General features: G+C 33.8%; 14 protein-coding genes. 4 read left to right on the top strand and 10 right to left on the bottom strand.

Annotation, left to right across the window (positions count from 1 at the left end; all coding sequences use genetic code 11):
* Positions 1 to 144: 144 nt before the first annotated feature.
* Both NSQ89_RS04130 and NSQ89_RS04125 read right to left on the bottom strand, forming a co-directional pair.
* Positions 145 to 360 (bottom strand): hypothetical protein, encoded by a 216-nt coding sequence (locus NSQ89_RS04130; protein WP_047942382.1) that lies wholly within the window; start codon positions 358 to 360, stop codon positions 145 to 147.
* Positions 361 to 599: 239 nt separating this feature from the next.
* Positions 600 to 1205: a thioredoxin fold domain-containing protein gene (locus NSQ89_RS04125; protein ID WP_047942383.1), complete on the bottom strand. Its 606-nt coding sequence runs from the start codon at positions 1203 to 1205 to the stop codon at positions 600 to 602.
* Between the two features lie 214 nt (positions 1206 to 1419).
* Here NSQ89_RS04125 and pepT point away from each other — a divergent pair, with 214 nt between their 5' ends.
* The 3 genes from pepT (at position 1420) to rpe (ending at position 4088) form a co-directional block, all read left to right on the top strand.
* Entirely contained in the window at positions 1420 to 2652 is a 1233-nt protein-coding gene (pepT, locus tag NSQ89_RS04120) for a peptidase T (protein ID WP_047942384.1), read from the top strand.
* Positions 2653 to 2830: 178 nt separating this feature from the next.
* Positions 2831 to 3253: a hypothetical protein gene (locus NSQ89_RS04115; protein ID WP_047942385.1), complete on the top strand. Its 423-nt coding sequence runs from the start codon at positions 2831 to 2833 to the stop codon at positions 3251 to 3253.
* Between the two features lie 190 nt (positions 3254 to 3443).
* Entirely contained in the window at positions 3444 to 4088 is a 645-nt protein-coding gene (gene rpe, locus NSQ89_RS04110) for a ribulose-phosphate 3-epimerase (protein WP_047942386.1), read from the top strand.
* Between the two features lie 37 nt (positions 4089 to 4125).
* On the opposite strand, the gene NSQ89_RS04105 is transcribed toward rpe, so the two are convergent.
* Together NSQ89_RS04105 and NSQ89_RS04100 are read right to left on the bottom strand one after the other, a co-directional pair.
* Complete coding sequence (locus NSQ89_RS04105; RefSeq protein ID WP_047942388.1) at positions 4126 to 4569, bottom strand: hypothetical protein; 444 nt, start codon at positions 4567 to 4569, stop codon at positions 4126 to 4128.
* The gene (locus tag NSQ89_RS04100; RefSeq protein WP_047942389.1) at positions 4566 to 5354 is read right to left on the bottom strand and encodes a hypothetical protein; all 789 of its coding nucleotides are present in this window, start codon (positions 5352 to 5354) and stop codon (positions 4566 to 4568) included. Before NSQ89_RS04100 ends, NSQ89_RS04105 begins: the two co-directional genes overlap by 4 nt.
* Positions 5355 to 5618: 264 nt before the next feature.
* On the opposite strand from NSQ89_RS04100, the gene NSQ89_RS04095 reads away from it, so the two are divergent.
* Positions 5619 to 7112, top strand: coding sequence for a peptide MFS transporter (locus tag NSQ89_RS04095; protein WP_061797367.1), 1494 nt, complete (start codon positions 5619 to 5621; stop codon positions 7110 to 7112).
* A 95-nt stretch (positions 7113 to 7207) separates the two neighbouring features.
* Here NSQ89_RS04095 and NSQ89_RS04090 read toward each other — a convergent pair whose 3' ends face one another.
* From NSQ89_RS04090 to NSQ89_RS04065, 6 genes are all read right to left on the bottom strand, one after another.
* Positions 7208 to 7699 carry an RNA polymerase sigma factor gene (locus NSQ89_RS04090; protein WP_095258868.1) on the bottom strand — a complete coding sequence of 164 codons (492 nt, stop codon included), beginning with the start codon at positions 7697 to 7699 and terminating at the stop codon, positions 7208 to 7210.
* A gap of 378 nt (positions 7700 to 8077) precedes the next feature.
* Positions 8078 to 8842 (bottom strand): LamB/YcsF family protein, encoded by a 765-nt coding sequence (locus NSQ89_RS04085; protein WP_341132282.1) that lies wholly within the window; start codon positions 8840 to 8842, stop codon positions 8078 to 8080.
* Between the two features lie 202 nt (positions 8843 to 9044).
* Positions 9045 to 11255: an MMPL family transporter gene (locus NSQ89_RS04080; RefSeq protein WP_341132281.1), complete on the bottom strand. Its 2211-nt coding sequence runs from the start codon at positions 11253 to 11255 to the stop codon at positions 9045 to 9047.
* 119 nt (positions 11256 to 11374) lie between these two features.
* The gene (locus tag NSQ89_RS04075; protein WP_341132280.1) at positions 11375 to 12037 is read right to left on the bottom strand and encodes a response regulator transcription factor; all 663 of its coding nucleotides are present in this window, start codon (positions 12035 to 12037) and stop codon (positions 11375 to 11377) included.
* Entirely contained in the window at positions 12038 to 13228 is a 1191-nt protein-coding gene (locus NSQ89_RS04070) for a sensor histidine kinase (protein ID WP_303982667.1), read from the bottom strand.
* Between the two features lie 183 nt (positions 13229 to 13411).
* The gene (locus NSQ89_RS04065) at positions 13412 to 14404 is read right to left on the bottom strand and encodes an alpha/beta hydrolase (RefSeq protein ID WP_341132279.1); all 993 of its coding nucleotides are present in this window, start codon (positions 14402 to 14404) and stop codon (positions 13412 to 13414) included.
* Positions 14405 to 14472: the final 68 nt, after the last annotated feature.

Below are 14472 nucleotides of genomic sequence, written 5' to 3'. Positions count from 1 at the left end.
ACAAATTGTTTTTTTATACCCCAAATACATTATATAATATGTTTGTTTATTTTTGAAATAGTTTATTTGTTTTTATTTATTTTTTTAAAGACTATTCCTATCAAAAGAGAAAGAATATGATGTATATCTCTGTTACGCTTACGTTTATTTTTGTTTTTTAGTGAGTAATGAGGTTGTTTTTGCTTTCTTTTGCTTGATGAACACCACCTTCCCCGGATGCTTCTGTTTTTTGCTTTCATTCTTTTGATGATCGCCACTTTTCTCTTTTACCTTCTTCTTTCTGACTTTCATTCCCTTTATGATCACTACTTTTCCGAATGTTTTTGTTTTTTGGGCTTTCATCCTCTTAATGAACGCCACTTTTCTTTTTCCCGCCCTACTTTTTGGCTTTCATTCCCTTTATGAACACTACTTTTCTGAATGTTTTTGTTTTTTGGGCTTTCATCCTTTTAATGAATGCCACTTTTCTTTTTCCCGCTCTACTTTTTGGCTTTCATCCCTTTTATGAACACCACTTCCCTCCGAATGCTGCAATTTATCGCTCTTCATCAAAAAAGAAGCTTAAGACAGGTTCACCCTATCTTAAAGCTTCTTTACTGTTATTTTCCTAGCAGTTCTACAGTTTCTTCTACACCGACTGCATATGCTGCAAATTTCCCATCTTTGATTTTTATCATCGTTGGTGTTCCTGTAATCTCAATTTCTTCCGCGTTTTCTGGTACTTCGTTTCCGAAAGCAGTATTATGTGTTGCAATGATTTGGTTTTCTTCGTTCGCGACAATTCCCCAAGCAGTATTTTTATCATTTTGGAAATTCTCTATGTTTATGCCCTCATTCCATACTTCTTTCCCGTCTTCGATTTTCCCAATTACTTGGTCATACTTTTTATGATGCTCTTCCCAGTCATACCAGCTCGATTCATTTTTTTCGTCCTGCATATCTACAACATAAATAGGTATTTCACCATTATTGCTAAAAGAAAGAACATCTTTTTCTATTTGTTTACAGTATGTACAAGTGGCTTGCCAGAAATAAACGATATATTCTTCCTCCTGTTGATTAAAAGTAGCTGATGCATTTATTTTCTGTATGTCTTCAATCGCGTCATTATCCTTACTCTTTAGTGTCCATATAGCTGCGATACCAATAATAATAATTAACACAATTACACTAAATATAATAACCGGTCTATTTTTTCTTTTCATTCTCAATCTCCTTTTTCAAACCTATTAACTATATTCTATCTAAAAAGCTCTGTAAATAAAGCATCAATCCTCCACTAAATTCAACATAATTGTGAACATACCTATTTACCAACGACAACTGAAATGGGAGACTTTTTAGCATAAATTCACAATATTCGTCTTATTCATTCCTCCTATGATAAAATCAAACTATCTGATAAAGGAGTTGAATCGCATGAAAGAAAATATAATAAATCGTTTTGTATCGTATGCAGTTGTCGATACCCAATCAAATGAGAATAATTTAGAATGTCCGTCTACACCAGGACAATTAACATTAGCCAATTTATTGGTGGAAGAGCTGAAAGAAATTGGTATGGAAGAAGTAACGATTGATGAAAACGGATATGTGATGGCAACTTTGCCAGCAAATACTGAGAAAAAAGTGCCGACAATCGGCTTCCTTGCACACTTAGATACCGCTACTGATTTTACAGGTAAAAATGTTCGTCCACAAAAAGTGGAAAATTATGATGGGGAGGATATTATCTTAAACGAAGATTTACATATCGTTTTATCTCCGAAAGATTTTCCAGAATTAAAAAATTACGTAGGACACACTTTGTTAACAACGGATGGCACAACCTTACTAGGAGCAGATAACAAAGCAGGTATTGCTGAAATTGTAACAGCTCTTATTTACTTAAAAGAAAACCCAGCAATTAAACATGGTAAAATTAGAGTGGCCTTTACACCAGATGAGGAAATCGGCAGAGGTCCACATAAATTTAATGTAAAAGCCTTTAATGCTGATTTTGCTTACACTGTTGATGGCGGGCCATTAGGCGAATTGCAATATGAAAGCTTCAATGCTGCTGGCGCAAAAATCACAGTGAAGGGAACGAATGTTCATCCTGGTACAGCAAAAGGAAAAATGGTTAATAGTATGAAAATAGCGATGGAATTACAAAACCGCTTACCAGCAAATGAGGCACCTGAATATACGGAGGGCTATGAAGGTTTTTATCATTTACTATCCTTTGAGGGAGACGTGGAAGAAACAAAGCTTGCTTATATTATCCGCGATTTTGATCGTACTTCTTTTGAAGAGAGAAAAAGAATCCTGCAGACAATTGTAGCGGAGTTAAATGAAAAGTATGGTGCCGAAACAGTAAAACTGGAACTAAACGACCAATACTACAATATGCGGGAAAAAATTGAACCCGTAAAAGAAATTGTGGATGTAGCCTATCAAGCAATGGTAAATCTCGGTATTACACCAATTGTTCAACCAATTCGCGGTGGTACAGATGGTTCACAGTTATCTTATATGGGACTGCCAACTCCTAATATTTTTACAGGTGGAGAGAACTTCCATGGTAAATATGAGTTCATTTCTGTCGATAACATGGTAAAAGCGACAAATGTAATCGTAGAAATTGTCCGCCTATTTGAAGAACGTGGATAAAGGAAAGAAGGCTTTTGATGCCTTCTTTTCTAAATTTGCAACCTAATTTTTATAGATTTTTATTTCGTTAACCGAAGTAAATTTTGTACTTTTAACAGTTTAGTATATAATGATTCAGTGCCAAATCCCTATTTTCTATGGATTTAGTGGTGAAAGAAAAGATTAGAGGAGTTTTGCAATGGATACAATGAGTAAGATGCAAGAAGAAGTAACACAAAATACAGAATTACATCACTATATATTAGAAACTTTTGGACTTCAATCGAAGAAAAAAAGAGTTCGTAAAAAACTTTTGAAACAAGTAATCTCACAAGAAAAAGTTCTTAAAAAATTGGTGAGCGAATTTAAGAATACAGACCAAGAACAGCCTGTAGTTGCTAAAAAAGAAGAAATAAGCACTGTTTCCTTTGAGAAACTACCCGTTACTACTCTATTAAAAATCGGGAAAGAATTTTTTAAAGAAGAAGAAAGTGTTCGTTTTTATTATAATAAAAACAAAGAACCTTTCTACAAGAATAAAGAAATGCTTATTACATGTATTTCAACAAATTACGCTGCAGCACCAGCTGATATTCAAAAAGAAATCATAACTAAACTATAATTATTCTCCATGATGAGATTCACTTATGGATAGCCACTTCTATTTATCCTCTTATACAAACGAAGTGGCTACAATTTTTCATTCTCACCTTTCATAAAAACAAGCAAGCGCATCCAATCCGCTTGTTCGATATCTCACAATCTGCTATAATTTTGATGTAATACATAGATTAAGAAAGGGAGGCATACAAATGATTAAGGTTGCACCCTCCATTCTCTCCGCTGATTTTGCTAAGCTAGGGGATGAAGTGAAAGATGTAGAACGAGGTGGCGCTGATTACATTCATGTGGATGTAATGGATGGTCATTTTGTACCAAATATAACTATTGGCCCACTTATTGTGGAAGCAATTCGTCCTGTGACAACTTTGCCGTTAGATGTTCATTTAATGATTGAAAATCCAGATGCTTATATTCCAGCATTCGCGAAGGCTGGTGCTGATATCATCACCGTACATGTAGAGGCCTCTCGCCACTTGCATCGTACTATTCAATTAATAAAAGAACAGGGCGTAAAGGCTGGAGTAGTATTAAATCCAAGTACGCCAGTAGAAATGATTAAGCATATTATCGAAGATATTGACATGGTTCTATTAATGACAGTTAATCCTGGTTTTGGCGGACAGGCTTTTATTCCTAATGTCCTTCCTAAAATTAAAGAAGTACGTCAGTTAGCAGATCTTTTAAATCCAACACTTGATATTGAAGTAGATGGTGGTATTAATACTGAAACTGCTGTATTAGTCAAAGAGGCAGGCGCGAATGTTCTTGTTGCTGGATCATTTATTTATAACAATCCTAACCGTGAGGAAGCAATTAAAGCAATACGTGGATAAATAGTAACAAGGAGTCTATAAATTTAGATTCCTTTTTTTATATTTTAACTAACCCAATTGTATGATATTGGTACAATAGACTTTCTATTAAAGCTGCTTTAGACTCCTCACAATGAATAACGATAATTAACTCCGCTTTACTTGGTTTTATCTTTTCTTTATTTCTCCACCGCTTATACAAGTAATCTACCGGAATGGTAATACAAATTCCCACTATTAAACCAATTAATCCCCAGAGAATTGGACCTAAATAAAGAACAAATCCATAGATGGTACCCAAAAGCATCATAATCATACTCACACTAGCAACAAAGAACATATTAAAACCATCTGCATTGAAAGGATCCATATATTTTTTCTCTACCCCTTTTTTATTAAGAGATGATACAAATATATCTTCCTTGCGAATATGATGCTTTTCTAATTCATGTAGTACCAATTCGACTTTTAAGGAATGATCAAAGACGGAGATAATATTCATGGATTATTGTCCTTTATTTTAAAGTTTCTTTTAAGATAAAAAGAATATTTTTGTTCAAGATAATGGCTCTGCTCTAGTTTAAACAGTTGATTCATTTCAATGGCATGGTAATATGTATCACATGCAGCAAATAGATAAATGGACGGCAGAAACAGAAGCCATTCTACGTTTAAGGTGGAGGAAACTAAACCGTATAATCCTCTGCAAGTGAAATAAATTCCTTCTAATGCTCTTGAGTGGTAGAGTATGATTAAATGACTAACTAATAAAAATAAACCAGTTAAAAAGTTTCTAAGAATTAAATGACCAAGACCTGGAGTAATGATGGACCAAAATACTGGAACCCATTTATTTACTCGCTGCAAATAATTGATTTCCAATGGATGGATAACAAATGGCATTAGTGGATATCTTTCCTCTTTAGCTAACAGCGAAATTTGATTAATATCCGTAGTTATTCTGTATGCATCCCATACATTAAAAATATAAATTCCTACATAGAAAAAAAACCATCTTATATCCAGCGATTCAGCAGCTAATTGAAATTTACCAATACAGGAGTACAAAATAGCTAAATTTAAATGCGCCTGTGTATTAATCAAAAATTCCCATATAAATAAAAGCATTCCTATCAGAAACTTCCCAACCATAATATGACCAGTACCTGGCATGGCAAGAGCCCACCATAGTGGCATCAAAGGATTGTTTACTCTTAAATAATTTGTTCTAATAATAGACATATTCATCTTTTTATATCTATATGATTGCTCATTGAATTGTTGCACCCGTCCTCACCAACTCGTTTTTTTTAGTATGCTTCCTTCTGCTTATTTTTTATGCATATACTTCGTATCTAATTAAAACTCCTTACTTAAAGTTTAAAAATAATTATATTAAAAACATTAATATTTTTCATAATAAAATGATTATTATGAATTCAGACTCTAAAAAGCCACAATTTATTCCAATTTTATGTTCTAACAAAAATTTTTTTGACAAATCTAGTATCTTTTCAGTATTATATTAAAATAATAGAGGAGGTTTCTTTAATGTCAGATTTAAATAAACAGAAAATTGTGGACAGTGTTCCCCAAAAGGGATTTTTTGGTCACCCTAAAGGGTTGTTCACACTTTTCTTTACAGAATTTTGGGAAAGATTTTCCTACTATGGGATGAGAGCCATCCTAGTTTATTATATGTACTATGAAGTATCTAAAGGCGGATTAGGTATTTCCGAGGGTACGGCGATTGCCATTGTATCTATCTACGGTTCACTTGTTTATATGTCTGGGATAATCGGTGGATGGTTTGCAGATAGGATATTTGGGACAAGTAAGGCCGTTTTCTATGGCGGTATTTTCATTATGCTTGGTCATATTGTATTAGCTGTGCCGGGTAGTATTACCATGTTCTTTATTTCCATGATTTTAATTGTAATCGGAACAGGATTATTAAAACCAAATGTATCAAGTATTGTTGGAGAAATGTACAGTCCTGAGGATGCGCGCCGTGACGCTGGTTTTAGTATCTTCTACATGGGAATTAATCTGGGTGGATTCCTATCACCAATTATTGTTGGAGAAATCGGAATGAATTATAGTTTCCATCTTGGTTTCGGACTAGCAGCAATTGGTATGTTATGTGGATTAATAGTATTCATGATGACAAAGAAGAAAAATTTAGGACTTGCTGGTACAATTGTGCCAAATCCATTATCTAAAAACGAAAAGAAAAAAGTATATTCTTCTATCGGTATTAGCATAGTGGTCCTTGCCATCATTCTAGCTATTTTAATTCCATTGAAAATCTTAACTTTCGAATCATTTGTCACAATTGTCGGAATTCTCGGCTTCTTAATTCCAGCTATTTATTTCATTGTTATGTATCGCAGTCCAAAAACTACTCGTGATGAACGATCAAGACTGATTGCCTATATCCCACTCTTTTTAGCTGCCGTTATGTTCTGGGCGATTCAAGAACAAGGATCAACCATTCTTGCCGCCTATGCTGATAAACGAACACAATTAGAGTTTGGCGGATTTAGTCTTTCACCAACTATTTTCCAATCCATCAATCCATTGTTCATTATTATATTTGCACCAGTATTTGCATGGATTTGGGTTAAGCTTGGAAATCGTCAACCTTCTGTATCTAAGAAGTTTTCAATTGCTTTATTGTTTGCCGGTTTATCCTTTATCATTATGATGTTACCAGCCTATTTAGGCGGAGTAAATACATTAGTTAGCCCATTATGGTTAGTATTAAGCTATTTCCTTGTAGTAGTTGGGGAGCTATGTATATCTCCAGTCGGCCTGTCTGCAACAACTAAACTGGCACCAGCTGCTTTCTCTGCACAGACAATGAGCCTTTGGTTCTTATCCAGTGCAGCTGCACAAGCACTAAATGCACAAATCGCTCCATTATTCACAAAAATATCTGAAGTTGCATATTTCGGTATTCTTGGTGGAGTAGCTATTATCTTAAGTATTATCCTTTTCTTGTTATCACCTATGATTCAAAACAAGATGAAAGGAATAAAATAAACAAAAAAAGTGGAGGAAATCCTCCACTTTTTTAATGTAAGGAAAAGTTAAATTTCTCCCTAAGTCATTTAGTTCCTTCTGTTACCGTGCAAATTTCATATGCTTACTAAACTCTTTTTCAGCAGCTTTAAAGCCCGATGCTGTGTCGTTTTCACTTTACTTTCAGACCAGCCCAAATTCAAAGCTGTTTCTCCTATAGACATTTCTTTTAAATATCTACAATAAATTACCTTTTTTTGATCTTCTGTACAACAACAAAGTAAATGATTAATCCAATCAAGCTGTTCTTTCTTCATCGCAACTTCATCAGGAAGTGCCTGTTCATCCTTTATATGACTAGGTATTTCACAATCAAAGGTATAGGAATTTTTTTGTTTTCGAAAATGATCAATGGCAATATTTTTCGCAATCGTATATAGCCAGGTTCGTTCACTACTTTCTCCTTTAAAGAGACACTTTGTTTTTAACAGTCTTATAAAAACTTCTTGTACTAAATCTTCTGCCTCTTCCTTTTTCACCCCTAAATAGATCAGAAAATGAATTAATTCTTGACTATATGTTTCATAGAGCTCTTCAATCGAACCCATTTCCCCCACCCCTAACAAAACCAGTGAATCAACGGACAGATAACAATCAAAAAACTCCTATTACTAAAATTCCAGAGAGCATTTTTTATTCCATTATTAAATAGTAAGTATGTATTTCTTGCGAGTTCTTCATTTAATTATTATTATCCTAAAGTATTTATCTTTTTTGTTACAAAGCAATTACAAAACTAATTTATTGTAACACCAATGAAATATATTATACATCTTAACGTAATAAAAATTCCAGTTTTTTCTTTAAAAATTGATTAATTTTCTATTCATTTCATTAAATCATTAATTGTAACTAAATTCTTTTATTGTAGTTAGTTTCCAACATCCTAGTTGAGGGGGTTTTTTAGCAATGCTAAATTCAAATACTTATATTTTCTCCATAAAATTGCGGATGGTTATTGTCGATTGAAGTAACGTAGATGTTACTTCTTTTACAATGGATATACCATGGGTAGAATCACCATGAATACATATGGTATCTGCTTGAATAGGTATCTCTTCACCTTGTACAGAGGTAACCTTTTTATTCTTAATCATATCAATTATCTGTTTAGCTGCCTGTTTAGGGCAGTCGATAAGAGCTTGTTTATGTGTACGTGGTGTTAAACTTCCATCTGATTGATAAGTTCGATCTGCAAATACCTCGTTAGCAGTTTTTAAGCCATAGCGTTTCCCCGCTCTAATCAATTCACTGTTCGCTAAACCGAATAGAATATACGCAGGATTTATCTTGTAAATAGCTTTGGCAATCGCATCAGCCAGTCGTCCATCTTTCACAGCCATATTATATAACGCACCATGTGGCTTTATATGCTGCAAGGTTCCGCCCTCTGCTTTCACAAATGCTTCTAATGCTCCTATTTGATAAATGACTATATCATATACTTCATTGGGTGATATATTTATTTCTCTCCTCCCGAAGCCAAGAACATCATTAAAGCCTGGATGGGCACCAATCGCCACTTTATTCTCCAGTGCAAGATTCACCGTTTTTCTCATGGTAGTTGGATCACCTGCATGAAAACCACAAGCAATATTTACACTAGTTACATAGGAGATAATTGTTTCATCATTCCCAATTCGATAAGCACCATAGCTTTCACCTAAATCACAATTTATATCAATAGACATATAAGTACTCCTTTGCAATATTTAATATAACCATATTCAATTTAGTAAATATAAACATCAGCTACTTTCTCCCTGCTAAGCTTTATTACTATTTAGATAATTCAAATTACATAACGATGATTTTATTTTACTTTTGAATAAAGAAGGAAGCAAAAAAGATGGAGCAATTCCTCCATCTCTTCTTATAAATGTTTATTACTCTTTACTTATCTGTCACTAAATTACTTTCGACATCTTTTTCTTCCGTCTCTTGCATAATGGATTCCCCTTCTATATCTATTCTTGGAAGAATCTTATCAAGCCATTTTGGTAAATACCAAGCTGTTTTCCCCATTAAAATCATAATAGCTGGTACGATTGTCATTCTGACGATAAAAGCATCAAAGAGAACTCCAAAGGTAAGGGCAAATCCCATTGACTTAATAATAGGGTCAGGGGCAAGCATGAAGCCAGCAAATACTGCCATCATTATGAACCCAGCTGCAATAACAACTCTTCCGCTATCTTGTAAACCTACTAATACTGCTTTTTTTGCATCACCGGAATGGGAATATTCCTCACGAATTCTACTTACTAAGAAAACTTCATAATCCATCGCTAATCCAAATAAAATTCCAATTACAATGACGGGTAAGAAACATAACACTGGATTCGCAGCATTAAATCCAAATAATTGTAGAAAGTTTCCATCTTGAACTACAAATACCACAAAACCAAGAGTAGCTCCCAACGATAATATAAAACCAAGAACTGCCTTTAGTGGTACTAGAATTGATCGAAAAACAACTACTAGTAATATAAAAGCTAATCCAACTATCAGTATAGAGAAGATCGGCAATGCTTCATTTAACTTATCAGAGATATCAATATTAACAGCCGTTGCTCCTGTTACGAATAGTTCTGTAGAATATTCCTTTTCCATTTCACTAAAATGATTTCGAATAGAATGAACTAAATCCTTCGTTTTGACGTCATTCGGCCCTGTCTCTGGTGTTACATTAATCATAAAGATTTCTCCAGACGGACTAGGTATTGCCGGACTAATGGCTTTCACGTTTTCTAGCTCACTTATTTTGTTTGTAACATCTGTTAATGCTTGTTCAGCATTCTCTGTTTTTTCACTTACTTTAGCAATAACAATTAAAGATGCATGATAACCAGGTCCATATGCTTCCGATAACAAATCGTATGCTCGTCTTTCCGTTGTTTTCTCTGATTTTGTTTCATTATCAGGCAATCCTAATTCCATATGAAAAAATGGAATAGTAACAAAAAGAAGAAAAGCGATGCTTAATATAGAGATGATCATTGGATGTAAAGAAAGCATCTTCCCCCACTTACTTGTTAAGGAACTTTCCTTATTCTCTTTCGAAAATTTTCCTATTAATTTATTTTTCTTAGAAGGATGGACTTTATCACCATATATTGCTAATAACGCCGGAACCAAAACTGTTGCAATTATAATTGCGATTAACACACAAACTGCGGCTGCTATTCCCATTGCAGTAAGAAAGGGAATCTTCGCTACTGCCAAGCCCAATAAACCAATAATAACAGTCAGTCCTGCAAACACAACTGCACTACCAGCCGTAGCTGTTGCAATTGCTATCGCCTTCTTAACTGAATTGCCTTTTTGCAATTGTTGTCTAAAGCGTGAAATGATAAATAATGCATAATCAATTCCAACAGCAAGTCCAAGCATAGCAGCTAATGATAAAGAAAAGGAGGTAATCTCAAAAAACTTTGTCCCAATCATAATCATCATTAACCCAATGCCTAAACCAATAGCTGCTGTAATAATTGGCAGTCCAGCTACCAAGAATGAGACAAATGTGATGGCTAGTACTAGAAATGCAATTGCAACCCCAATAACTTCAGTAATTCCACCAATTTCCATTTCCGAAAAGGCAACATTACCTGCAATTTCTGTTTCTATCCCTTCTCCACGTGTCTGCTCTATTTTTTCTAAGATATTCTCCTTAGATTCCTCTGATACTTCATCGGCAGGAATCTTAAATGTTACTGTAGCGTAACCAATTTCTTTTGATTCATTAAGATTTCCAAGCTCTGAAGGTGTAGCTACTTCTGTTACTTTCTTGTCTCTTTTAATATCGTTGAGCGTTTCTTTAATTTGTTCATTTACTTCGTCTGTTTCTAAAGTTTTCCCTTTTGGTGCCTTCATGACTAATTGAACTTGGCCATTTTCAGGAGATTCACCAGTCTGAAATTCCTCCTTCAATAATTCACCTGCAGCTTCTGATTTAGTACCTGGAATAGTGATTTCATTCTGAAACGATGGTTTCACACTTAAAGCTATAATCACCATGCTAACTAGGATAATCAGTGAACCACTTAATACTTTTTTTCTATGATTAAAGGCCCATTCGCCTATACTATAAAGAAATTTTGCCATATAAATCCCCTTTCGTCTATTAGTTCCATATGTTCTGCCTTTATACTACAGAAAAAGAAAATAAAAAAAATCGTACATTTGGGCAATTGCCGAATGTACGATTGGGCATAGTTTGGAATTTATAGATGAATATAACCTTTCTCAATAGATATTGCTACAGCTTCTGTCCTAGTATTTACTCCTAATTTATTATAAATATTTGTTAAATGCGCCTTCACTGTTCTTTCTGCAATTCCCATATCAAAAGCAACATCTTTTGTTCGAAATCCTTTTGCTATGGCTTGTAAAATAAAAGTTTCTTTATCAGTAAGGATAGATTGGCTAGATTTCTGATTATTCTTTTGAGTATCCTTAAAATTTAAGATTGTATTCAATATATTAGGCTGCAAAAGGGTTTCCCCTTTCACAGCAGCTTCAATAGTCCTGAATAGATTTTCTCTAGTAGTATCTTTCAGTAAATAACCTTTTGCCCCTAAATTGATTCCTTCTAGAATTAAATTATCTTCATTATATGTAGTTAAAATGATCACAGGAATGGAAATATTTCTTTCGTTTAATTTTTTTATCGTGTCTAATCCACTCAGGATAGGCATATTTAAATCCATTAAGATTACGTCAGGTGATAGTTCTTCTATTAAATGAAGTGCTATTTCTCCATTTTCTGCTTCTCCTATCACACGAAACATATCATTTGTTTCTATCATTAATTTTAATCCTTCTCTTACCACTAAATGATCATCAACAATTAGTACATTATACAGGACGTTTCCTCTCACTTCCATTTAGATTGGGACTTCTACCAAAATAGTCGTCCCTTTTCCTTTTATACTTTTGACATCCACTTTTCCACCTAATAATCTAACTCTTTCCGTTATACCTAACAAACCATATTTCCCAGTGTGTTTGCCAACCATATTTGCCGCAAAACCAACACCGTTATCTTCTACTTTAATAACCATTTGCTTTTCCACTTTGTTAATATGTATTTTCACTTGTGTCGCTTGGGAATGCTTTATAACATTTGTCAAACATTCACTTACTATATGGACACTGTGTTCCAGTATAAATGTTGATAATGGAGGAAAGCGATCTATTGTGTAAGTAATCTCTGCAGAAGTTGCTTCCTTATACTTTTGAATTTTCCCCAATACGATACTATTAAAATCCCCTTGGCTAGTATTGGAATTATATCGTAAATTATCAATAACAATTCTTGCTTCCTTTAATGTTTCTCGTGCTTGCTGCATAGATTTTAGAACAATTTCCTGTGACTTTTCCTTATTTCCATTGTCTATATAAACTTGGATTGCTTCTAATTGCATAATAAAGCCCGCAATTCCTTGAGCTAATGTATCGTGTAAATCTCTAGCCATTCGCTGTCTCTCATTAGCAAGTGTTAGTTTTTCCACTTCCTTATGAGCCGTTTCTAGCTCTTTTAAATAGTATTCCATCCGCAGTCTCGCATTGACCTGCCTATTATAAATAACCGTATAAAAAACTACAATGGTCAATATGATGAATAAAATAGGGATAAATATCGGTAATTCTTCTGATCCATAACTTAAAACTATCTCTATACAGAACAGGCCATAAAAAATAATAAAAAATATAAAAATCTTTAGTTTGCTTTCAAAAACTGTTATGCTCTGTGCAATAATTATTGGCAGTAAACCAATTAAAATAGCTGGGGATCCTGCTGGTATCCAAAATGCGGATAAGAAGATTAAAAATCCTTGGCTTATTACATAAAGCCAGGGATAAATTCGACTCCATGTTTTTGAATACCAATAAGCAAGACAATGCCCTATCATAGCACAAGTAAAAATAATATTATTTATTATGGACAAATGATCAAACGATTGAAGTAATAGAGCTGCAATATAAACAAGACTAATCCATAATAAAATAGGGATTTTAGTTGAATCTTGTAAAATAATCGTGATATTCTCATATGACTTTTGAAATTTACTCATTTTTAATTCACCTTATCTTTAATATAGACCAAATTATACCTTTAAATTGAAAAATCAACAAATTAGAGTCGCACATAACCATTCATATTTGTTTGATGGCCTTTAAAACAAAAACAAAGCATCCTTTGTAAAAAATGATTACGAAAGATACTTTGTTATATGAATTCTATCTAATTACAAAAATTACTCCGTTACTTTTATTTTCTTTAATTGGTCATTTAATTCATTCAATTGATTTTCAGATAGTGCGTTAGGTAAACCTTGATTCACTATTTTTATCGAATAATCCTTCGCACTTTCTTGAGCCTCGACTTCTAATAAAATAGGAAGATGAGTTTGCAGCAATTCTCGACATTCTGGATTATTTAACAGGGATTCGATTCGAACTTCAATAGAATACTCATTAACATCTCTTGCATTAGGAATATTACTGTCTTTATCTGCTGGAAAATCACCAATTATATTTTTCAACCAAGATACACTTAAAGCAAACCATTTCGAAAAATCATTATTAACCAATTTCTTCAATCCTGAAGACGTTTGCCCTTTGGCAAGTGAAAGTCCATGAACTCCCTTTTGAAAAATATGCGATTCAAAAGCAATTTTGTGTTCATTTAATGCTTGCATAAAGCTGATAGTATTTTCAACCGGAACTAATTCATCTTCAAAAGTAGCAAATAAAAATGCAGGCGGTGTTTGATTATCCACTTCTTTTTCTAAAGATGGTACAGAGAATGCTAAACCTCTATTCCATTTTTCTAAAATACACGGATACCCTAATAACATTGCGCTGGGTCTAAGCTTACCCATTGTTCCTAATGATGCAGCCAAATGCCCACCTGCTGAAAACCCAATAACAGCAACCTTTTTCGTTTCAATATTCCATTCATCGGCATTTTCATGTATAAGGGAAAGAGCTTTCTCTGCATCGCTAAACGCATTAGTAAAGTTAGATTCTTTCCCTACAGAATAATGGAGGATAAATGCGTTATATCCCTCCGCCAAATATGCCATTGCAATCGGTTCTGCCTCACGATCAGAAATACCATAATAACCTCCGCCTGGGAAAATTAAAATAGCTGGCCTTTTGCTTATGTTTGCAAATTCCGCTGAATTATCCAATATATAAGCTTTTAATAAACTTCCAGAATTAACGTTAACTTGTTTGATTAGCAATTCTTCTCTTCCTCTCCTTAAAAGTCAATTCCATTTATACCATATTTCAAAGTACCCACTAGATGCTT

The sequence above is a fragment of the Niallia sp. FSL R7-0648 genome (genome assembly GCF_038007005.1).
In the GTDB taxonomy this organism is placed as follows: Bacteria; Bacillota; Bacilli; order Bacillales; family Cytobacillaceae; genus Niallia; species Niallia circulans.
Note: the sequence above shows the minus strand (reverse complement) of the source record. Positions and strands in the feature narration are given on the sequence as shown.